Below are 19,185 nucleotides of genomic sequence, written 5' to 3' on the forward strand. Positions count from 1 at the left end.
TCGGAGGGCTGACGGAAGCTGTCGGGAAGGCGGGCGGGGGCTGTGACGGGAAGGCGGGGGAGGGCGGGCCGAGGCGGAGGGGTTCAGCCCTCGGCGAGGGCCGTGTCGCGCAGGGCGCGCAGGCGGTGCAGCTGGTCGCCGTCGGCGAACCGGTCGTGCAGCAGCCGGTACTCGGCGAACAGGGCGTCGTAGGCGTCGGCCCGCGCGGCGTCGGGGCGGTGCACGTCGCGGCGCACCCGCCCCATGGCGGCGGTCGCGGTGCGCACGTCGGGGTGGGCGCCCGCGGCGACGGCGGCGTGGATGGCCGAACCGAGGGCGGGCCCCTGCCGGGAGGCGGCCACCGAGACCGGGCGGCGCAGCACGTCCGCGTAGATCCGCATCAGCAGCTCGTTCCTGGCGAGCCCGCCGGCGACGACGAACTCGCGCACCGGCACGCCGCCGCTCTCGAGGGTCTCGACGATCAGCCGGGTGCCGAAGGCGGTGGCCTCCAGCATGGCGCGGTACAGGTCCTCGGGACGGGTGGCGAGGGTGAGCCCCACGACCACTCCGGAGAGGTGGTGGTCGACCAGGACCGAACGGTTGCCGTTCATCCAGTCCAGCGCCACCAGACCGTGCGCGCCCACCGGCTGGGCGGCGGCCCGGCGGGTCAGCAGTTCGTGCAGGTCCTCGCCCCGCTCGGCGGCCTCCGCGTAGTACTCGCGCGGCACGCCCTGGCGCAGTACCCAGGCGAAGATGTCGCCGACCGCGCTCTGGCCTGCCTCGTAGCCGTAGGCGCCGTCAACGATGCCGCCGTCGACCACACCGCAGACACCCGGGATCTCCGCCAGCACCGACGCGTTGACTACGTGGCAGGTCGAGGTGCCCATGATGGCCAGCAGCGTTCCCTCCTCGACCGCCTGGGCGGCCGCCGCGGTGACATGGGCGTCGACGTTGCCGGCGGCCACCGCGATGCCGGGCCGCAGCCCGGTCCACGCGGCGGCCTCCTCGGTGAGGGACCCCACCCGTGAGCCCAGCGGGGAGAGCGGGAACTCCAGCCGGGTCCGGGCGAAGTCGGCGAACGCCGGGTTCAGGGCGGCCAGGTACTCCTCGTCGGGGTAGCGGCCGTCCTGGTGGATGCCCTTGTAACCGGCGGTGCAGGTGTTGCGGGACTCCTCGCCGGTCAGCTGCCAGACGATCCAGTCGGCCGCCTCGATCCACCGGGCGCACGCCGCATACACCTCGGGGTCCTCCTCGAGGACCTGGAGCGCCTTGGCGAACTGCCACTCCGCCGAGATCTTCCCGCCGTACCGGCCGATCCACGGCTCGCCCCGCTCGTGGGCCAGCGCGTTGATGCGGTCGGCCTGCGGCTGGGCGGCGTGGTGCTTCCACAACTTGGGCCAGGCGTGCGGACGTCCGGAGAGCGAGGTCCGGGCGAGGGGAGTGCCGTCGGCGAGGGTCGGCAGGACCGTGCAGGCGGTGAAGTCGGTGGCGACACCGATCACCGCGCCGGGGTCGATCCCGGCCGCCGCCACCGCGGCGGGCACCGCCTCCCGCAGGACGTCGACCCAGTCCTCGGGATGCTGCAGAGCCCAGTCCGGCGGCAACGGGGCGTCCGTGCCGGGCAGACGCTCCTCGATCACGCCGTGCCGGTACTCGTGGACGGCCGAGGCCAGTTCCTCGCCGTCCCGCACCCGCACCACCACGGCGCGGCCCGACAGCGTGCCGAAGTCGATCCCCACGGTGCACGGCTCGGTGCCGGGGGGCAGGCCGACGGGGGCGGAGAGGGAGACGGGGCGGGAGGCGGAGGTCACGGAGGTGCCTTTCGGACGGCCTTGCGGGGGCGACGGACCCGGCGAGGGTCCATGAGGGGCGACGGTGGCGGACACCGCAGTGTTAGCGCTCACAATCACTTGGCGCAAGAGGTGTGCGCCGAGCGGACCGCAGCGCGCCGGTGTGGTGTTGACAGGCCGACGGCGATCGGCCGATGACGGCCGGTAACGGAAAGATAACCCACGCATGGGGATTGAAGACCTGTCTTGTTAGCGCTCACAATGCGACGGCGCGCCCCCTCGGTGAGGGGGCCGCCCTTCGCGCGGCCGGTGCTCGGTCGCACCCACGGCACCTCCGTGCACTCGAAAGGACACTCACCATGGCCCGCAAAGCCGCTCTCGCGCTCAGCACGGTCCTGCTCCTCGCCTCCTCCGCACTGACGGCCTGCTCCACCCAGGCCCCCGACTCGCAGAAGCCCGGCGCGGGCGACGACGACGGCACCATCACGCTCGGCTTCGCCCAGGTCGGCGCCGAGAGCGGGTGGCGGACCGCCAACACCAAGTCGATCCAGGAATCGGCGAAGAAGGCCGGCATCACCCTCAAGTTCTCCGACGCCCAGCAGAAGCAGGAGAACCAGATCAAGGCCATCCGCGGCTTCATCCAGCAGAAGGTCGACGTGATCGCCTTCTCGCCGGTGGTCGAGTCCGGCTGGGACACCGTGCTCAAGGAGGCCAAGGACGCCGGGATCCCGGTGATCCTCACCGACCGCGCCGTCGACAGCAAGGACACCTCGCTCTACAAGACCTTCCTCGGCTCGGACTTCGTGAAGGAGGGCAGGTCGGCCGGCGAGTGGCTGACCAAGGAGTTCGCCGACGAGCAGGGCCCGGTCAACATCGTCGAGCTCCAGGGCACCACCGGCTCCGCGCCCGCCAACGACCGCAAGGCCGGCTTCGCCGAAGTCGTCGAGGGCGACGACAAGTTCGACATCATCGCCTCCCAGACCGGCGACTTCACCCGCGCCAAGGGCAAGGAGGTCATGCAGGCCTTCCTCAAGTCCCACAAGGACATCGACGTCCTCTACGCGCACAACGACGACATGGCGCTCGGCGCGATCCAGGCCATCGAGGAGGCCGGCCGGAAGCCCGGCGAGGAAATCAAGATCATCTCCGTCGACGGCATCAAGGACGCCTTCGTCGCCATGACCGAGGGCAAGATCAACGTCGTCGTCGAGTGCAACCCGCTCCTCGGCGACCAGCTCATGGACCTCACCAAGAAGGTCGCCGCGGGCGAGGAGGTGCCGCCCCGGGTCGAGACCGAGGAGGGCGTCTTCACCCAGGACCAGGCGGCCGAGGCCCTGCCCACCCGCAAGTACTGAGGCGCGAACCGGCGCCGGGGGAGGCACGCGCCACCGCCTCCTCCGGCACCCCGTCACGACAGTGAGAGGAGGGCGGATGGCAGCCCCGTCCACCCCGCGGAGCCCGGCCGCCGACCGGCGGCGACCGGTCCTGGAGGCCACCGGCATCCGCAAGCAGTTCCCGGGCGTCATCGCCCTGGACGGGGTCGCCCTGCGGCTCCTGCCCGGCGAGGTCCACGCCCTGATGGGCGAGAATGGTGCCGGCAAGTCCACCCTGATCAAGGTGCTCACCGGTGTCCACCCGGCCGACGAGGGCACCCTGCTCGTCGACGGCCGGCCCCGGACGTTCTCCGACCCCCTCCAGGCCCAGCAGGCGGGCATCAGCACCGTCTACCAGGAGGTCAACCTCTGCCCCAACCTCTCCGTGGCGGAGAACATCCTCATCGGACGCGAGCCCCGCAGGTTCGGCCTGGTGCACTGGTCGGCGCTCGAACGGCGCGCCGCCGAACTCCTCACCGAGCTCGACCTCGACCTCGACGTCTCCGCCCCGCTCGGCTCCCACTCGCTCGCCGTCCAGCAACTGGTCGCCATCGTCCGGGCCGTCGACGTATCCGCCAAGGTGCTGGTCCTCGACGAACCCACCTCCAGCCTCGACCGTGAGGAGGTCGCCCAGCTCTTCACCCTGGTCCGCCGCCTGCGGGACCGCGGCGTGGCCATCCTCTTCGTCACCCACTTCCTGGACCAGGTCTTCGACCTCTGCGACCGCGTCACCGTGCTCCGCAACGGGCGCCTCGTGGGTGAGTACGCCGTCGAGGAGCTCACCCCCGTCACCTTGGTGCAGCGCATGATCGGCGGCGAACTGGCCACCCTCGACGAACTCTCCGAGCAGGCCCACGAGGAGGCCGCCGAACGGGCCACCGGCGAACCGCTCCTGCGCGCCCGCGGCCTCGGGCGCAAGGGATCCGTCGAACCGTACGACCTGGACGTCCACCCCGGCGAGGTCATCGGCCTCGCCGGACTCCTCGGGTCGGGACGCACCGAGGCCGCCCGGCTGCTGTTCGGCGCCGACAGCGCCGACGCCGGCCAGGTGACCGTCGACGGCGAGGCGGTGGGCCTGCGCACCCCGCGCCACGCCATCGCCCGCGGGATCGCCTTCTGCTCGGAGAACCGCAAGGCGGAAGGCGTGTTCGCCGAACTGACGGTCCGCGAGAACCTCGTCCTCGCACTCCAGGCCGCACGCGGCTGGACCCGCCCCCTCTCCCGCGCCCGCCAGGACGAACTCACCCGGCGCTGGATCGACGCCCTCGACATCCGGCCCGCCGACCCCGAGGCCCAGCTCCGAAACCTCAGCGGCGGCAACCAGCAGAAGGTCCTGCTCGCCCGCTGGCTCCTCACCGAACCACGGCTCCTGATCCTCGACGAGCCCACCCGCGGCATCGACGTCGGAGCCAAGGCCGAGATCCAGAAACTGGTCGCCCGCCTCGCCGCCGACGGCACCGCCGTCCTGTTCATCTCCGCGGAACTCGAGGAGGTGCTGCGCCTCAGCCACCGTGTCGCGGTCCTCCGTGACCACCGCATGGTGGCCACCCTCGTCAACGACGACAGCGTCACCCCCGACCGCATTCTGGCCACCATCGCCACCGGAGCGGATTCATGACCCACCGGCCCCCGAAGGCCCCGGCGTTCGGCGCCCCGCCGCGGCCCGGCCACCTCAGGCGGCTCGCCGGCCACCGGCTGCTGTGGCCCGCGCTCGTCCTGATCGCCCTGCTGCTGGGCAACCTGGCCTTCACCCACGACTTCTTCTCGATCCGACTGCAGGACGGACACCTCTACGGCAGCCTCGTCGACATCCTGCAGTTCGGCGCGCCGCTGACCCTGGTCGCCCTCGGCATGACCATGGTGATCGCGACCCGGGGCATCGACCTCTCGGTCGGCTCCACCGTCGCCATCGCCGGCGCGCTCGCCTGCGAACACATCGCGACCTCCGACGACCCCGGCGGCGCCGGCACCGCGCTGACCGCCGTGGCCGTCGCCCTCGCGGTGGCGGTCGTCCTCGGCCTCTGCAACGGCCTGCTCGTCGCCCGGCTGGGCGTGCAGCCCATCGTCGCCACCCTCATCCTCATGGTCGCCGGCCGCGGCGTGGCCCAGCTGATCACCGACGGCCAGATCATCACCGTCAGCAGCGACGCCTACCACCTGATCGGCGGCGGGTACTGGCTCACCCTCCCCTTCGCCGTCCTGCTCGCCGCCGCCGTCGTCGCGCTCACCGCCGTCGTCACCCGCAGGAGCGCCCTCGGCCTGCTCATCGAGTCCGTCGGAGGCAACCCCGCGGCGGGCCGCCTCGTCGGGATCCGCGCCGCCGGCCTGCTCACCCTGGTCTACGTCTTCAGTGCCCTCTGCGCCGCCGTCGCCGGCCTGATGATCAGCTCCAACGTGAACGCCGCCGACGGCAACAACGCCGGACTGTGGATCGAACTCGACGCCATCCTCGCCGTCGTGATCGGCGGAACCGCCCTCACCGGCGGCCGCTTCTCCCTCGGCGGCACGGTCCTCGGCGCGATGATCATCCAGACCCTCTCCACCACCGTCTACACCCTCGGCGTCCCGCCGGAGACCACCCTCGTCTTCAAGGCCTTCGTGGTCATCGTCGTCTGCCTCGTGCAGTCCCCGGCCTTCCGGGCCAAGGTGTCCCGCCGGGACAAGGCGCCCACCCCACGCACCGACACCACGGCGGCCGCCGCCGGCGAGCACCAGGAGGCCCGCGCATGAGCACCGGCATCGCGAACGCCGCCGCGCGGTTCACACGCCCGTTCGGCCGCACCGGCTCCCGGCGCGCCGGAAACCGCGTCCCCCTCCTCGTCACGGCCGTCCTGCTGCTGGCGATGTTCACCGTGGGATCGCTGCGCTACGAGGGCTTCTTCTCCGCGCAGGTGGTCCTCAACCTGCTGATCGACAACGCCTTCCTGCTGGTCGTGGCGGTCGGGGCGACCTTCGTGATCCTCACCGGCGGCATCGACCTGTCCGTCGGCTCCATGGTCGCCCTCTCCACGATGATCACCGCCTCGCTGGTCGAGCACCACGGATGGTCGCTCGGCGCCGTGATCCCCCTCGTGTTGGCGATCGGTGCGAGCGGGGGAGCGCTCATGGGATGGATCATCCACACCTTCGAGATCCAGCCCTTCATCGTCACCCTGGCCGGCATGTTCCTCGCCCGCGGCCTCTGCTACACGATCAGCACCGAGTCCATCACCATCGACGACCCCACCACGGCCGGCATCGCCCAGGCACGCCTCTACGGCGCCGGAGGCCTCTTCGTCTCCGTCTCCGTGGTCATCGCCCTGGTCGTCCTGTTCGCCGCCTTCGTGGTGCTCCACCACACCCGGTTCGGCCGCGGCGTGTACGCGCTGGGCGGCAACGAGCAGTCCGCACGGCTGATGGGCCTCCCGGTCGGCCCGACCAAGGTCGCCGTGTACGCGATCAGCGGCCTCTGCTCCGCGCTGGGCGGTGTCCTGATGACCTTCTACATGCTGTCGGGCTACGCCCTGCACGCCATGGGCATGGAACTGGACGCCATCGCCGCCACCGTCATCGGCGGCACCCTGCTCACCGGCGGCTCCGGCTTCGTCCTGGGCACCGCCCTCGGCGTCCTCGTCCTCGGCATGATCCAGACGGTCATCAACTTCCAGGGCACGCTGAGCTCCTGGTGGACCCGGATCGTCATCGGGGGCCTGCTGCTGGTCTTCATCGTCCTGCAGCGCCTGATGACGGGGCGCCGCGCCGCCGACTGAGGCCACGGCTGCCTCCCCGGCCGGCCTCACGCCGCGCGGCCCACACCACAGCGGGCCGCGCGGCGCTCTGCGGTGTGCCGTTCGGTCCGTGCCCTTCGGCGCGCACTTCAGCGCCCCTTCAGTACGCTCTTCGGCGCGCTCTTCAACACGCCGGTCAGTCCGCCGCCGTTCTGCCGGCCGTCGCCGCCCGCCGACGCGCCGTGCTGGCGCGGACGATCAGCTCCGGGGCGAGCGTCAGGTGGGTCGTCCCCTCCGCCGTGCCCTCGATGTGCTCCAGCAGCAGCCCGATACTGCTGCGCCCGAGCGAGGCGAAGTCCTGCCGCACCGTCGTCAGCGGCGGTGGGAAGAACTCCGCCTCCGGGATGTCGTCGAACCCGGCCACCGCCACGTCCGCCGGGGTATCCAGCCCCGCCTCGCGGAACGCGCGCAGCACCCCGAGCGCCATCTGGTCGTTGGCGACGAACACCGCGGTGAGGCCGCCTCCCTGGGCCGGCGAGGCCAGCACCCGGCCCGCCAGCTGCTGGCCCGCCTGGTAACCCGACAGCGGACTCCAGTCGCCCCGCAGCAACGGCGGGACCTCCGCCCCGGCGTCCCGCAGCGCCGCCTCCCACCCGGCCGTCCGGGCCTCGCTCTCCAGCCAGTCGGCGGGACCCGCCACGTGCCACACGGTGGCATGACCGGCCGTCAGCAGGTGCTCGGTCACCATCCGCGCCCCGAGGTGCTGGTCCAGCGCGACGCCGGGAAGGTCGAGGTCGTGACCGCCCTCCACGGTGACCACCGGGCACGGCGCCTCGAGCGCCGCCAGCGCCCGCACCGCGTCGCGCCAGGGGGTGATGGCGACTATCCCCTCCACGCCCCACCCCACCAGGTGCTGCACCGCCTCGTTGAGCACCTCCTCGGTGGCCGCCCGCAGTGTCACGGCGGTGGTCAGGTAGCCCCGCTCCTGCGCCGCCTCCTGCACACCGGCCAGCGTGCTGGCGGGCCCGTGCAGCGTGGTGTTCACCGCGATGACCCCCAGCGTGTGCGTGCGCCGCGTGGCGAGCGCCCGGGCCGCCGAGTTGCGGCGGTAGCCCAGCCTCTCGACCACCTCCGTCACCGCGGCGCGGGTCTTGGCGCTGACGTTCGGGTGGCCGCTGAGCACACGCGAGACGGTCTGGTGCGACACGCCGGCGACCCGGGCGACGTCCGCCATGGTCGGCGCCTTGGAGCCGTCCGGTACCTGGAACAATCTCTTTCCTTCCTCAACTGCGGTTCGCCCGGGGGCGCCGTCCCGCGCCGTGCGGCCTCCCCGGGGTGCGGACAACGGCCTCCTGGGGTGTGAGCCGGCCCGCAGGCCACCGTGCGAACGCTCCTGCGAGCGTTCACATCATGATCTCAGCCAACCACGGCATCGCCCGGCCCCAACTTCGTCCTCACCCTTGAGTCCACGACATGTTAGCGCTCACAATTCTGGGGCCACCCATATCGGCGCAGCATTTCGTGTGATCGGCGGATCGCACCCGGGAAGCTGCCGCCGCCCCTGGAAGGACAGTGAGAGCCCAGTGCACGAGACTCCCCTCACGACCCTGCGCCGCGAGGTCCTGGCGGCCAACCTCCGGATACCCGAGGCCGGTCTCGCGACCCTGACCTGGGGGAACGTCAGCGGCGTCGACCGGGAGGCGGGGGTCTTCGTCATCAAGCCCTCGGGGGTCTCCTACGCCGACCTCACCGAGGAGGACCTGGTCGTCGTGTCGCTCGACGACGGCCGGGTGGTCGAGGGGCGCCTCAGGCCGTCCACCGACACCGAGACCCACCGGTGCCTCTACCGGGCGTTCCCCTTCATCGGCGGGGTCACCCACACGCACTCCACCCACGCCGTCGCCTTCGCCCAGGCCCGCCTGCCCATCCCCGTCCTGGGCACCACCCACGCCGACACCTTCAACGGCCCCGTGCCCGTCACCGAGGACCTCACGCCCGAACAGTGCGCCGTGGACTACGAGTTCAACACCGGGCAGGTGATCGTCTCGATGCTCGGCGACGACCCCCGGCGCGCCGAGGAGGTCCCCGGCGCCCTCGTCTCCCGCCACGGCCCCTTCACCTGGGGGCCGACGGCCACCGCGTCACTGGAGAACGCGGTCGTCTGCGAGGCCGTCGCGGAGATGGCCCTCCACACCCTCGCCCTCGGCGCCCGCCTCGGCGCCGCCCCGGAGCCCCCGCCCCACCTCCTGGAGCGCCACTACACCCGCAAACACGGCCCCGGTGCCTACTACGGCAACGCGCCGGCCACGCCCGTCGCCCGAGCCGCGGAGCCGGCGGGAGACGGCGTCGGCGGGTGACACCTGCCGCCGGTCCGGACCGGTGACCGCCCGCCGCCGGACGTCGTCGGGCGGTCCCGCACCCCCTCAGACCACCACCGCGTCCGGCGCCAGACGCAGCCCGGCGGCGGCCAGGAAGTCCCTGAGGCCGATCCTGCTCCGGCCCGTGCCGTCGTCCCACGCGACCAGCACCTCCGACAGGCACTCGTCCCAGGACTCCGCGGTGTCCTCGACGTCGGGGCCGGGGTGCCGCTCGACGCATCCTTCGCCGTGCCGGTACCGGAGGTACAAGTACTGGCCGTCCTCCGTCCAGGCGTCCCACTGGGACGGGGCGGCGGCACAGGTCTCCACGACCCGCACCAGCGCCGGGCCGCCCCGACGTGTCCCGGTGGCGGACACCCCGTCACCCATCGGAGCCCCACGGCCCGTCGGGAACCAGCTCCCGGAGCACGGACAACAGGCTCGGCGGCTCGACCGGATCCCGCAGGGAGTCCAGCTCCGACCGAGCGACCCAGGCGTACGACTGCAGGGCGACCTGCTCGTCCGGCATCAGCCCCGTCCGCACGGGCGCCGGTCGCTCGCCGGTGAACCGGGCGAGGAAGAAATGCTCGGTCCCCGTGTACCGCTTGCCGTTCCACCGCACGTCACGGTCGACCGGCACCGACCGGTCGATCACGGCCCCCGCATCGAGTCCCGTCTCCTCGACCAGTTCCCGCCGCGCCGCCGCCAAGGGGGTCCCGCCGGGGTCGATGCCCCCGCCGGGCGGCTCCCACAACCGGGCGCCGTCGAACGGGTCGCGCCACCGCAGCAGCAGCACGCGGTGAGCGGCGTCCAGGCAGATGACCCGTGCGGCGGGCCGGTGCGTCGAATCCACCCCTGATGCTAAGCACGCCGGGCTCCTGCCAGCCCCTGCCGGCCTCTGCCGGCCGCAGGGGACTTGTGTCACGCCGTCGTCGCGCGCCGCCGGACTCCAACTGGACCACCGCCGAGCTGAGTTCGTCGCGGCCGCCACGACGGCGGGCCAGGACTCGTTCGCTGTGTCGTGCCGGCCCTGGTCGCCGACATCGCCCTCTCACATCCGGAGAAGCGCGGTCACGGCGACCGCGGCCGCCAGGGACACCGGAAGCGGGGCCCGGCATCGGGCGAGCACCGGGACGACCGCGAGCCCGGCGAACAGGGTGAGGTCCACCGCACTCCAGCGAGGACCCAGCACGTCCACCACGACGAAGCCGGCGAGCAGCGCCGGTGCGGTCAGGGCGATCACCGCCCGCGTCCGCGCGGGCAGCGCGCGTCCGCCGAAGAGGGCGGGACCGAAGGCCTTGCAGGTGAAGCTGAGGACGGCGACGGCGCCGATGGCGAGCCAGAGGGTCATCGTGCACCTCCCTCGTCGGAAGGGACGGGCCGACCGGGTGCCTCGGCCGATGCAGGCGGCCGGACGACCGTCCGCCCGGTCCGCCGGACCAGGGCCACGAGCGCCGCCAGCGCCGCGCCGACGAGAGCGGGCCCGGTGGGCAGGAAGGCGACGAGACCGGCCGCGATCAGCGCTCCCAACAACGCCGGCAGCCGGTTGCCCCGCTCCCGGCGTACCTCCTCGTACAGCAGCGCCACGAAGAGCGCCGGCGTCAGCACGTCCAGCCCCAGCCGGTGCAGGAGATCGGGGTCGGGGGACACCGCCACCCCGAGCGCCGTCCCCGCCACCCAGGCCGGCCACTGCACCGCGGTGGCCCCGAACAGCACGTACCGGTCGAACCGCCCGCCGCCGCGATGGGCGGCGGCCCACGACCCGTCGACCACCGCCTGACCCTCCAGAGCGCGCCGCAACCGGCCGCCCCGCAGATCGCCGGCCACGGCGATGCCCATCGGCACGAACCGACTGTTGATCAACGCCGCCGAGGTCACGGCGCCCACCACACCGCCGCCCGACCCCAGGGTCGCCAGCAGGGCGAACTGGGCCGAGCCCGAGAAGACGACCATCGAGCAGATCACCGGCGCGAGATGCCCCCACCCCTGCGAGGCGCTGACCGCACCGAAACTGACGGCGAGGAGGAAGGCAGCGGCCGCCAGACCCGAACCCGTCCGTAACCCGGAGACGAAGCCGGCTCGTGCCGAAGCGGCGGCGTCCGCCGTGCGAGGACTGTCCATACCCTCCAACCTAACAGCCGTAACCGCTTATGGCTGTTAGACGGCCGACTACGATACGAGTGTGACGAATCAGCAGCCGACCGCCCTCCCCACTCCCGCGACCCGGCCACACACCGCCCCCGGCGGCCTCCACGGACCCGGTGTGACCCTGGTGGGCGGACACCCGGTGCTCGACTTCGCCAACACCGTCGCCTGGCGTCTGGACCCCGCCCGCACGGTTGACCGCGTCAAGGGCGCGGAGGGGTGGGCGCGTTGGGCGGTCACCGCCGGGCTGATCGGCGCCGGCGAGCACGCCGAGGCCGTACTCCGGGCCGCCGCGGCGGTTCCCGCACAGGCCGAGACCGCGACCGCGGCGCTCGTGGACCTGCGCGCCGCACTCCTGCCGGTCCTCGACGCCCTCGTGGACGACGCGGAGCCCCCTGCCGGGGAATGGGACGCCCTGCGCCGGGCCCTGACACAGGTCCGCCAGGCTTCCGCGCTGCCCCCTTCCTTCCCGCTGCGCTGGCAGCCCGATCTCGACAGCCTCGACGGCCTCCGGCACAAGCTGGCGCTGCGGACCGAAGCCCTCCTCGGCGGAGACGCCCTGGACCGGGTCCGGCGGTGCGAAGGCACCGGCTGCGGCTGGTTCTTCCTCGACCGCTCACGCAACGGCACCCGGCGCTGGTGCAGCGCGGGAGACTGCGGTAACCGGGACCGTGCGCGGCGCCACTACGCCCGTACCCGCCAGGGAAGTTGACCCTCCCCACCCGCCGCGCCACCTCCCGGACGTCCACCCAGGCCCAGGAGATACGGCTCCCCGCGGCTCCCGAAGCGCAGTCCGGGGGGCGAGGGCAGAGGCCCAGCATATTTCGCGACGGACGGCACACCTGGTCCGAACACGTCCTGCCCGAAGCCGCCAGGGACGGACCCGTCATCGGCAGCAACTGGAGCGCACGCCACCTCGTCTAGCAAGGGCGATCGCCCTTGCTACGCGGGGCGAAAAACCGGATCGATCGCTGCAAGCCCCTCGTGCAGCCGGCGGGCCCCCCGAGCAACACGAGCGTCGGCGTCGCCGGACATCTCCTCGCAGAGCCGCAGCGCCTCGTCCAGATCCTCAGAGAAGAGGCTGAAGACATCGACAACCGCGGTGTGGATCCAATCGGCTTGGTTGTCGTTGGCGACTGCCAGTGCGGACGCGACTATCGCCAGTCCGGCCCTGTCCTTTCGCCGGAGCAAGCCCTCCGCGGTCCGCCGGGTGACAAAGGTGTCACGAGGATCGAGCACGAGCTGCAACAGCGGTTCCACGGCCTCCTGCATCTCGGCGAACCCTGCCAGGCCGTGACCGGCATCCGCTCGGTCCCGCCAGTCATCGCTTCGCCCCAGTTCGCCAAGCGTCACGACGACCGCACGCCGCAGGTCCCTGTCCACGGATTCGCCTACCCCTCCCACGATTCCGGTCAAAGTAGCACCGAGCTGCCATACCAGATGATCGTCCGGGCAGGTTGGGGTGCCGCATCCGATCACGGGCAAGCACCGGAACTGGCGGTCTCTCTCGAAGGGGTGGGGAGGGCGCCGCCTCCGGATCGCGTTGAGCGGGCAGCTCGGCCAGGACTATGCGGTGTGCGGCGACCTGGCCCGCCACGGTCGGCGTGTACCCGGCAACGCCACCTCCGCCGGGGCAACCCACAGGACGGGCTTCGCGACCCCGCGCATCCCCGACATCCGCTTCACCCGAACAGGTCAAACAGGGTGTCAGCAGGTGTCCGGCCCGGACGCGGCGCGTAGAAGGCCTTTGCGGCAACGTCCGGAGGTGGCCGCTTCCGCCGTGCCTGCCGTGGTTGTCGTTCTCGCACCGACCGGAGCTGCACTCGATGACCGAACTCGATGAAGCAATCACCTGCCCGTTCGATTTCAGCGAGGCGCTGGAGTTCGACCCCTCGCTCGCGACACTCGCGGCCCGCCCTTCCCCCACCCCATCCGGCTCCCGTACGGCGAGGCCGACGCCTGGCTGGTCACCGGATTCGACGGCGTACGGCAGGTGACCACCGACCCTCGCTTCAGCCGGGCGGGGATCATGGACGGTGACTACCCGCGGCTGACACCGGAGCCGATCGTCTCACCGGAGTCCGTCAACGTGCTCGATCCACCCCGCAGCAGCCGGCTGCGGCGGCTGGCATCGCAGGCGTTCACCCCTCGACGCGTGGAACGGATGCGTGGTGCGATCACCGAGCTCACGGACGGCCTCCTCGACGAGATGGCCGCGGCGGGGCCGCCGGCGGATGTGGTGCGGCACCTGTCGGACCGGCTGCCGCAGGAGACCATCTGCGAACTGCTCGGCGTCCCCCACCCCGACCGGCCCCGGATGCAGGAGTACGCCCACCGGATGCTCGCCACCGGCCAGAAGAGCCGTCGGGCCGCGGCCGACGCCAAGGCCGCCCTGCGGTCGTACTTCGACGACCTGGTCGACGCACGGCGGCGAAGCCCAGGCAGCGACCTGGTCAGCGCCCTGGTCACGGCGAAGGACGGCGAGAGCGCGTTCGACGACGCGGAAGCATCCGTCATGGCGCTGACGTTGATGCTCAGCGGGCACGACACCGCGAGCTGCCAGATCAGCAACATCGTCTACCTCCTGCTGTCCCGCCCGGAGCTGATGCGCCGGCTGCAGAGCCGACCGGAAACCCTGCCCGTCGTCCTGGACGAGCTGCTGCGCTTCATCCCCTTCCGCAAGGGCGTCGGCATTCCCCGGCGGGCACTGGCAGACGTGGAGCTCGGCGGGGTGCGGATCCGCGCGGGCGACTTCGTCCACGTGTCGTACCTGACGGCGAACAGGGACCCGCAGCGCTTCGCGGACCCCGACACCCTCGACCCGGACCGCACCCCTCAGCCCCACATGGCCTTCGGCTGGGGCGGCCACCGCTGCATTGCCGTGCCCCTGGCCATGGCGGAACTGGAGGTGGCCGTCGGACGGCTGGTGGAGCGGTTCCCCGGGCTGCGGCTGACGATCCCCGCGAGCGACGTGCGCTGGGACTCGGCGACCATCCGGCGCTTCCCCGTCGGCCTCCCCGTCGCCTGGTAGGCCGGACGGCGGGGAGACGGAACGGACAGCCCACCGCGGCGACATCCTGGCCGGTCACGGGCGGTAGACGAGTTCCAGGAGGAAGGCCGCGATGAGCAGCCACGCGCCCGCGCCGAGCAGCCACACGCTGCCCAGCGCCAGCGCGAGGACGCTGGCCAGCGAGGCGCCGGCGAACAGCGCGACCGAACAACGCCGTACGCGGTGGTCGAACGGTAGACGTCCGTCGTGTCGGCTCATGGTCGCACTGTAAGGGTGCGGTCGGGCTGGTCGGCGGTTGCCGGGGAAGTACTGACGACACCCTGACGCCCGGCTGGTCGTGACCGCCCTCCCCGCGCTCGTCCCGGCCACCGAGACCGGGCGACCGTGCACAGCGCGGTGACCGTGGGGCACCCGGACGCAGGCCGACGCAGGCCGACGCCGGCCGTGCTCTGCCGGCCGAGGTTCCGCCTCGGACCCGGAGCCGGACGGCAGAGCACGCGGGCAGCGGCCTGGCCTAGGCTGCCGGTCGTGAAGCGGGCCATGACCAACGAAGTGACCAGCCGGAGCAGCGTGACCTGCGTCAGTGGCGGCGGCGGGGGTACCGAGCCGGCCGTCCTGGACGCCCTCGCGCTGGCCTCCGAGCCTGAGCTGGAGGCCCGGTTCGCGGAGTCGGCCCACCGGATCCTGGCGGACCTGGTCCGCGGAGGCGCCGCGCTGGGGTGGGTGGAACCGCCCTCGCGGGACGAGGTGGCGGAACTCCTCGGCCAGGTCGTCTCCGCGGTGCGGGCCGGGGACGCGGCCCTGCGCCTCGCGTACCTCGGCCGTCGGCTGGTCGGCCTGGGGTACTGGCTCCGCCACGCCCGCCCGACCCATAGGCCGCACGCCGACCTGGAGAAGATCGCGGTGGATGCCGCCGCCCACGGTCAGGGCGTCGGCCGGGCCCTCACCGCAGCCCTGATCGACGACGCGAGGGAGGCGGGGATCGAGGTCCTCACCCTGGACGCGCGCGGCGACAACGCCCATGCCCTGCACCTGTATCGGACGCTCGGCTTCACCGAGTACGGCCGTCTGCCCGACTTCGTCGCAGTAGGCGAGCACCGTTACGACAAGGTCCTCTGCATGCTCGACCTCCGCCGGCGCGGCTGACCTGCCGCGCCGCCGGGAAGGGTGCGACCGCACCACCGGGCGTCCGCCGAGGAGGCGGACGGACGCCCGGTGACCAGGCAGTGCGGCAGCGGGCCGTGCTACTCGGTCAGTGCCCGTTCGGTCGACGGAGCCTCGGCCGCCCGGTTCCCGGCCGAGCCCTTCCTGGCGAGGGCGCTCGGCCACCACGCCCGCTCGCCGATGTCGATCACCAGCGCGGGCACCAGCAGCGACCGGACCACGAGCGTGTCCAGCAGCACACCGAAGGCGACGATGAAGGCGATCTGCACCAGGAAGGCCAGCGGGATCACCATCAGGGCCGCGAACGTCGCGGCGAGCACCACACCCGCCGAGGTGATCACACCGCCGGTGGTGGTGAGGCCGCGGAGCACGCCCTTCCGGTTGCCGTGGGCGAGCGCCTCCTCCCGCACCCGGGACATCAGGAAGATGTTGTAGTCGACGCCGAGCGCCACCAGGAACACGAAGCCGTACAGCGGGACCGACGCGTCCGTGCCGCTGAAGCCGAGCAGATTCTCGAAGACCAGCGCGGAGACTCCGAGCGTGGCCAGGAAGTTCAGCCCGACCGTCGCCACCAGCAGCACCGGCACCAGCAGGGAGCGCAGCAGCGCCATCAGGATCAGCAGGATGACGGCGAGCACGATCGGGACGATGACCGCCCGGTCCCGGGCCGCGGTCTCCTGCGTGTCGTACTGCTGCGCCGTGTACCCGCCGACCAGCGCGTCGGCGCCGGAAACCGCGTGGACCCGCTCCCGCAGGCGCTCGACCGTCGCCTTGGCCGCGTCGCTGTCGGCGGTGGCCTCCAGGGTGGCGTCGATGCGCACCCGTCCGTCCACCACGAGCGGCTTGCCCGCCCCGGGGCGACCGGAGGCGGAGACGGCGCCGGCGTCCGCCACGCCGTCGGTGTCCCGGGCGGCGGCCGTCACCTCGGCGGTGCGGTCGGCGTCGGCGATGATGACGGCCGGGTTGCCGGAGCCGCCGGGGAAGTGCTCCCCGAGCGTGCGCTGCGCCGCGACCGACGGCGCGTCGTTGACGAAGATCTCGTCGAGCGGCACGCCCCGGGAGGACAGGGACGGTGCGAAGGCGGCGCAGGCGGTCAGGACGAGTGCCGTCACCACCCAGGTGCGGCGGGGCTTGCCGTCCACCGTCCTGGCGACCCGGCGCCACACGCCACTGCCCTCGGCGGTCTCCTCCGGCGGCTTCGGCCTGGACGGCCAGTAGGCGGTGCGGCCCATCAGCGCCAGCGCGGCCGGCAGGAACGTCAGCGTGGTGAGCACGGCACAGGCGATGCCGATCGCGCCGACCGGTCCCAGCGCGCGGTTGTTGGTGAGGTCGCTGGCGAGCAGTGCCAGCAGGCCGAGCGCCACGGTCAGGGCGCTGGCGGTGATCGCGCCGAACGAGCGGCGCACCGCGGCGGCCGCGGCCGCGAAGCGGTCGCCGCGCAGGGCGAGTTCCTCACGGAACCGGGCGGCCAGCAGCAGGGCGTAGTCGGTGGCGGCGCCGATCACCAGGATGGAGAGGATGCCCTGAACCTGGCCGTCGACCCGGAGCACGTCCCGGTCCGCCAGCGCGTACACCACGGCGCACGCGACGCCCAGGGCGAAGACCGACCCCAGGATGATCAGGAACGGCAGCAGCACGCTGCGGTAGACCAGCAGCAGGATCAGCAGGACGGCGCCCAGCGCCACGCCCAGCAGCAGTCCGTCGATGCCCGCGAAGGCGTCCGACAGGTCTGCCTGGCTCGCCGCGGGGCCGGCGATCTGCGCCGTGGTGCCCGGCACGCCCTCGGCCGCCTTGTCGATGGCGGCGAGGACGGTCGGCAGCTCGTCCTCCAGGTCGGGTGCCAGCTGGACGACGGCCTGCATCGCCTCGCGGTCCTCGGAGAGCAGCGCGGGGGAGGGGCGGTCCACCACTCCGGGCCGGCCGGCGAGGGCGGCGACGGCGCGGGTGGCCTCGGCCTGCAGGTCCTCCGACAGCCGCTCCCCGTCCGCGGTCCAGACCACGATGGCCGGCACGCTCTCGGACCGGTCGAACGCCGCGCCGGCGTCGAGAACGCGGGTGGACTCGGCGCTACGGGGCAGGAAGGAGGCCTGGTCGTTGGTGGCCACCTCGCCCAGCTTGCCTGCGTAAGGGCCGAGCGTGCCGCCCACCCCCAGCCAGACGAGCAGCAGGACGAGCGGGACGAGCCAGCGGGCCCGTCGCGGTGCGGTACTCATGCGAATCCCATCGTGGAGGAAGTAACTCACTCATAAAGTATCTCAATCATCGAGAGGTACTAAGGTGGGGGGATGAGCGGTTCCGGTGTGCCCCTTGCATCTCTTCCGGCGGACGACCCCACCGGGTTGCAGGCCTTCGCCGTTCTGTTGCGCCGGATGAACAGCGAGTTCAACCGCATCGCCCAGGAGTTCGCCCAGGCGCACGGCCTGCACCTCACCGACATGCAGGCACTGATCGCGATCCTGGACGCCGACGCGGACCCCGAGGAGGAAGCCGGCCCCATGACGCCCGGGCGGCTGCGCAAGCAGCTCAACCTCACGTCCGGCGCGGTCACCGCCTGCCTGGACCGGCTGGAGCGGGCCGGGCACATCCGCCGGGTCCGGGACGCCGGCGACCGCCGCGTGGTCCACCTGCACTACGCGGCGCCGGCCCGTGCGCTCGCGAGCGACTATTTCCGGCCACTGGCCCGGAGCACCGATGCCGCCCGGAGCCGCTTCAGCACCGAGGAGCTGACGGTCGTCGTCCACTTCCTGGCCGAGATGAACGCGGAGCTCGCCCGGCTGCGCCGCGACCCTCCGTGAGCGGCACCGCCCTTGCGCCGAATGTGCCGTCGCGGGGTCTTCCCGCTCAGCCGAGCCAGTGGTACGGCAGCCGCAGGACGTCGGCCACACGGGAGGCGACCGCCTCGGCGTGCGGGGGAACGCCCTCGTCCGCGATGCCCCGCGTCAGGTGCAGATGGAGCGACTGCAGGGTGGCGAAGGTGTTGAACGCCCAGACCGGCACGGGGCCCGGCCCACCGCCCTCGAAGGCCCGGGTGACGACGTCCAGCCATCCGACGGCCTGCTCGCGCCCCAGCCCGGGGCCCGCGAGGATCCGCGTGACCGCCCGGGCGAGACGCGCGTCCTCCAACTGCTCGTAGCGGTACGGGACGTCCGGCGCCGTCAACCGCCGGGCGCACAACTCGAGCAGGTCCGGACGGCGTCGGGGCAGGACCTTGGCGAACGCCGCGGCGGCGTCCGCGCCGTGCGCCACGGCGTGCAGCCACCCCAGCTCCGCGTCCCAGCCACGGGTGTCCGCCTCCACCGGGTACCAGGCCGCGAACGCCTCGTACCACCGCGTGACGGCCGCCGTGGTCAGGAGCCCCGGCACCACGGCCTCCCGGGACAGGACCAGGGAGAGCGTCAGCGGCGCGAACGTCCTGGCCTGCACCTCGGCATGCGCGAACCGGTCGGCGGCCGAGTCGCCCAACTCCTCGAGTACCTCGTCGAGATGCCCCTCCCTGATCCATCGCGCGGCCGCCGTGTAGGCGCGGTCGTCGCGGATCACCGGATCGGGCGAGGCCAGCATGACCGACACCTCGACGGCCAGCCGGGACGCCGGAACCCCGGCGGGCCGGCGGAAACCGTCCGCCGCGAGCGACGGCCAGTCGACCAGGTCATCAGTCAT

18 protein-coding genes and 1 pseudogene are annotated in these 19,185 nt (G+C 72.6%); 9 read left to right on the top strand and 10 right to left on the bottom strand.

Annotated features, from left to right (window positions below):
• Positions 1 to 83: 83 nt before the first annotated feature.
• Positions 84 to 1,790: a ribulokinase gene (gene araB / locus ACWD3O_RS25075; protein WP_451417424.1), complete on the bottom strand. Its 1,707-nt coding sequence runs from the start codon at positions 1,788 to 1,790 to the stop codon at positions 84 to 86.
• A gap of 338 nt (positions 1,791 to 2,128) precedes the next feature.
• Between araB and ACWD3O_RS25080 the strand changes: the two genes are divergently transcribed.
• The 4 genes from ACWD3O_RS25080 (at position 2,129) to yjfF (ending at position 6,891) form a co-directional block, all read left to right on the top strand.
• Positions 2,129 to 3,124 (top strand): ABC transporter substrate-binding protein, encoded by a 996-nt coding sequence (locus ACWD3O_RS25080; protein WP_451417425.1) that lies wholly within the window; start codon positions 2,129 to 2,131, stop codon positions 3,122 to 3,124.
• Positions 3,125 to 3,200: 76 nt separating this feature from the next.
• Positions 3,201 to 4,760 (top strand): sugar ABC transporter ATP-binding protein, encoded by a 1,560-nt coding sequence (locus tag ACWD3O_RS25085; RefSeq protein ID WP_451412333.1) that lies wholly within the window; start codon positions 3,201 to 3,203, stop codon positions 4,758 to 4,760.
• Positions 4,757 to 5,872, top strand: coding sequence for an ABC transporter permease (locus ACWD3O_RS25090; protein WP_451417426.1), 1,116 nt, complete (start codon positions 4,757 to 4,759; stop codon positions 5,870 to 5,872). Before ACWD3O_RS25085 ends, ACWD3O_RS25090 begins: the two co-directional genes overlap by 4 nt.
• Positions 5,869 to 6,891 carry a galactofuranose ABC transporter, permease protein YjfF gene (yjfF, locus tag ACWD3O_RS25095; protein ID WP_451412331.1) on the top strand — a complete coding sequence of 341 codons (1,023 nt, stop codon included), beginning with the start codon at positions 5,869 to 5,871 and terminating at the stop codon, positions 6,889 to 6,891. Before ACWD3O_RS25090 ends, yjfF begins: the two co-directional genes overlap by 4 nt.
• Before the next feature lie 154 nt (positions 6,892 to 7,045).
• On the opposite strand, the gene ACWD3O_RS25100 is transcribed toward yjfF, so the two are convergent.
• Positions 7,046 to 8,083 (bottom strand): LacI family DNA-binding transcriptional regulator, encoded by a 1,038-nt coding sequence (locus ACWD3O_RS25100; protein WP_451417508.1) that lies wholly within the window; start codon positions 8,081 to 8,083, stop codon positions 7,046 to 7,048.
• A 349-nt stretch (positions 8,084 to 8,432) separates the two neighbouring features.
• Between ACWD3O_RS25100 and araD the strand changes: the two genes are divergently transcribed.
• Positions 8,433 to 9,206 carry an L-ribulose-5-phosphate 4-epimerase AraD gene (gene araD / locus ACWD3O_RS25105; protein WP_451417427.1) on the top strand — a complete coding sequence of 258 codons (774 nt, stop codon included), beginning with the start codon at positions 8,433 to 8,435 and terminating at the stop codon, positions 9,204 to 9,206.
• A gap of 66 nt (positions 9,207 to 9,272) precedes the next feature.
• On the opposite strand, the gene ACWD3O_RS25110 is transcribed toward araD, so the two are convergent.
• From ACWD3O_RS25110 to ACWD3O_RS25125, 4 genes are all read right to left on the bottom strand, one after another.
• Positions 9,273 to 9,596: a hypothetical protein gene (locus ACWD3O_RS25110; protein WP_451417428.1), complete on the bottom strand. Its 324-nt coding sequence runs from the start codon at positions 9,594 to 9,596 to the stop codon at positions 9,273 to 9,275.
• Positions 9,589 to 10,059 carry an NUDIX domain-containing protein gene (locus ACWD3O_RS25115; RefSeq protein WP_451417429.1) on the bottom strand — a complete coding sequence of 157 codons (471 nt, stop codon included), beginning with the start codon at positions 10,057 to 10,059 and terminating at the stop codon, positions 9,589 to 9,591. The genes ACWD3O_RS25110 and ACWD3O_RS25115 overlap by 8 nt, the downstream gene beginning before the upstream one ends.
• A gap of 198 nt (positions 10,060 to 10,257) precedes the next feature.
• Complete coding sequence (locus ACWD3O_RS25120) at positions 10,258 to 10,557, bottom strand: AzlD domain-containing protein (RefSeq protein ID WP_451417430.1); 300 nt, start codon at positions 10,555 to 10,557, stop codon at positions 10,258 to 10,260.
• Entirely contained in the window at positions 10,554 to 11,327 is a 774-nt protein-coding gene (locus ACWD3O_RS25125; RefSeq protein ID WP_451417431.1) for an AzlC family ABC transporter permease, read from the bottom strand. The genes ACWD3O_RS25120 and ACWD3O_RS25125 overlap by 4 nt, the downstream gene beginning before the upstream one ends.
• Before the next feature lie 61 nt (positions 11,328 to 11,388).
• Here ACWD3O_RS25125 and ACWD3O_RS25130 point away from each other — a divergent pair, with 61 nt between their 5' ends.
• A complete protein-coding gene (locus ACWD3O_RS25130) occupies positions 11,389 to 12,063 on the top strand; it encodes a CGNR zinc finger domain-containing protein (protein WP_451417432.1) in 675 nt (224 codons plus the stop codon).
• A gap of 230 nt (positions 12,064 to 12,293) precedes the next feature.
• Here the strand turns inward: ACWD3O_RS25130 and ACWD3O_RS25135 are convergent, their stop codons facing one another.
• Positions 12,294 to 12,734, bottom strand: a complete 441-nt coding sequence (locus ACWD3O_RS25135) for a hypothetical protein (protein ID WP_451417433.1) — start codon at positions 12,732 to 12,734, stop codon at positions 12,294 to 12,296.
• Positions 12,735 to 13,177: 443 nt separating this feature from the next.
• Between ACWD3O_RS25135 and ACWD3O_RS25140 the strand changes: the two are divergent.
• A pseudogene (locus ACWD3O_RS25140) lies at positions 13,178 to 14,382 on the top strand (cytochrome P450).
• Positions 14,383 to 14,436: 54 nt separating this feature from the next.
• On the opposite strand, the gene ACWD3O_RS25145 reads toward ACWD3O_RS25140, so the two are convergent.
• Positions 14,437 to 14,619, bottom strand: coding sequence for a hypothetical protein (locus ACWD3O_RS25145; RefSeq protein WP_451417434.1), 183 nt, complete (start codon positions 14,617 to 14,619; stop codon positions 14,437 to 14,439).
• A gap of 282 nt (positions 14,620 to 14,901) precedes the next feature.
• On the opposite strand from ACWD3O_RS25145, the gene ACWD3O_RS25150 reads away from it, so the two are divergent.
• On the top strand, positions 14,902 to 15,507 hold the full coding sequence (locus ACWD3O_RS25150) for an N-acetyltransferase family protein (RefSeq protein WP_451417435.1): 606 nt from the start codon (positions 14,902 to 14,904) through the stop codon (positions 15,505 to 15,507).
• A gap of 98 nt (positions 15,508 to 15,605) precedes the next feature.
• Here the strand turns inward: ACWD3O_RS25150 and ACWD3O_RS25155 are convergent, their stop codons facing one another.
• Positions 15,606 to 17,738 carry an MMPL family transporter gene (locus tag ACWD3O_RS25155; protein ID WP_451417436.1) on the bottom strand — a complete coding sequence of 711 codons (2,133 nt, stop codon included), beginning with the start codon at positions 17,736 to 17,738 and terminating at the stop codon, positions 15,606 to 15,608.
• A 72-nt stretch (positions 17,739 to 17,810) separates the two neighbouring features.
• On the opposite strand from ACWD3O_RS25155, the gene ACWD3O_RS25160 reads away from it, so the two are divergent.
• On the top strand, positions 17,811 to 18,320 hold the full coding sequence (locus tag ACWD3O_RS25160; RefSeq protein WP_451412321.1) for a MarR family winged helix-turn-helix transcriptional regulator: 510 nt from the start codon (positions 17,811 to 17,813) through the stop codon (positions 18,318 to 18,320).
• Between the two features lie 46 nt (positions 18,321 to 18,366).
• Here the strand turns inward: ACWD3O_RS25160 and ACWD3O_RS25165 are convergent, their stop codons facing one another.
• Positions 18,367 to 19,185, bottom strand: coding sequence for a DUF2785 domain-containing protein (locus tag ACWD3O_RS25165; protein ID WP_451417437.1), 819 nt, complete (start codon positions 19,183 to 19,185; stop codon positions 18,367 to 18,369).

Source organism: Streptomyces sp. NPDC002640 (assembly GCF_053592575.1).

Coding starts and splice junctions, on each gene's coding strand:
- ACWD3O_RS25150 (WP_451417435.1), top strand. CDS start 14,902: ATGACCAACGAAGTGACCAGCCGGAGCAGCGTGACCTGCGTCAGTGGC.
- ACWD3O_RS25090 (WP_451417426.1), top strand. CDS start 4,757: ATGACCCACCGGCCCCCGAAGGCCCCGGCGTTCGGCGCCCCGCCGCGG.
- ACWD3O_RS25125 (WP_451417431.1), bottom strand. CDS start 11,327: ATGGACAGTCCTCGCACGGCGGACGCCGCCGCTTCGGCACGAGCCGGC.
- ACWD3O_RS25100 (WP_451417508.1), bottom strand. CDS start 8,083: ATGGCGGACGTCGCCCGGGTCGCCGGCGTGTCGCACCAGACCGTCTCG.
- ACWD3O_RS25145 (WP_451417434.1), bottom strand. CDS start 14,619: ATGAGCCGACACGACGGACGTCTACCGTTCGACCACCGCGTACGGCGT.
- ACWD3O_RS25110 (WP_451417428.1), bottom strand. CDS start 9,596: ATGGGTGACGGGGTGTCCGCCACCGGGACACGTCGGGGCGGCCCGGCG.
- ACWD3O_RS25165 (WP_451417437.1), bottom strand. CDS start 19,185: ATGACTGATGACCTGGTCGACTGGCCGTCGCTCGCGGCGGACGGTTTC.
- yjfF (WP_451412331.1), top strand. CDS start 5,869: ATGAGCACCGGCATCGCGAACGCCGCCGCGCGGTTCACACGCCCGTTC.
- ACWD3O_RS25155 (WP_451417436.1), bottom strand. CDS start 17,738: ATGAGTACCGCACCGCGACGGGCCCGCTGGCTCGTCCCGCTCGTCCTG.
- ACWD3O_RS25120 (WP_451417430.1), bottom strand. CDS start 10,557: ATGACCCTCTGGCTCGCCATCGGCGCCGTCGCCGTCCTCAGCTTCACC.
- ACWD3O_RS25160 (WP_451412321.1), top strand. CDS start 17,811: ATGAGCGGTTCCGGTGTGCCCCTTGCATCTCTTCCGGCGGACGACCCC.
- ACWD3O_RS25080 (WP_451417425.1), top strand. CDS start 2,129: ATGGCCCGCAAAGCCGCTCTCGCGCTCAGCACGGTCCTGCTCCTCGCC.
- ACWD3O_RS25085 (WP_451412333.1), top strand. CDS start 3,201: ATGGCAGCCCCGTCCACCCCGCGGAGCCCGGCCGCCGACCGGCGGCGA.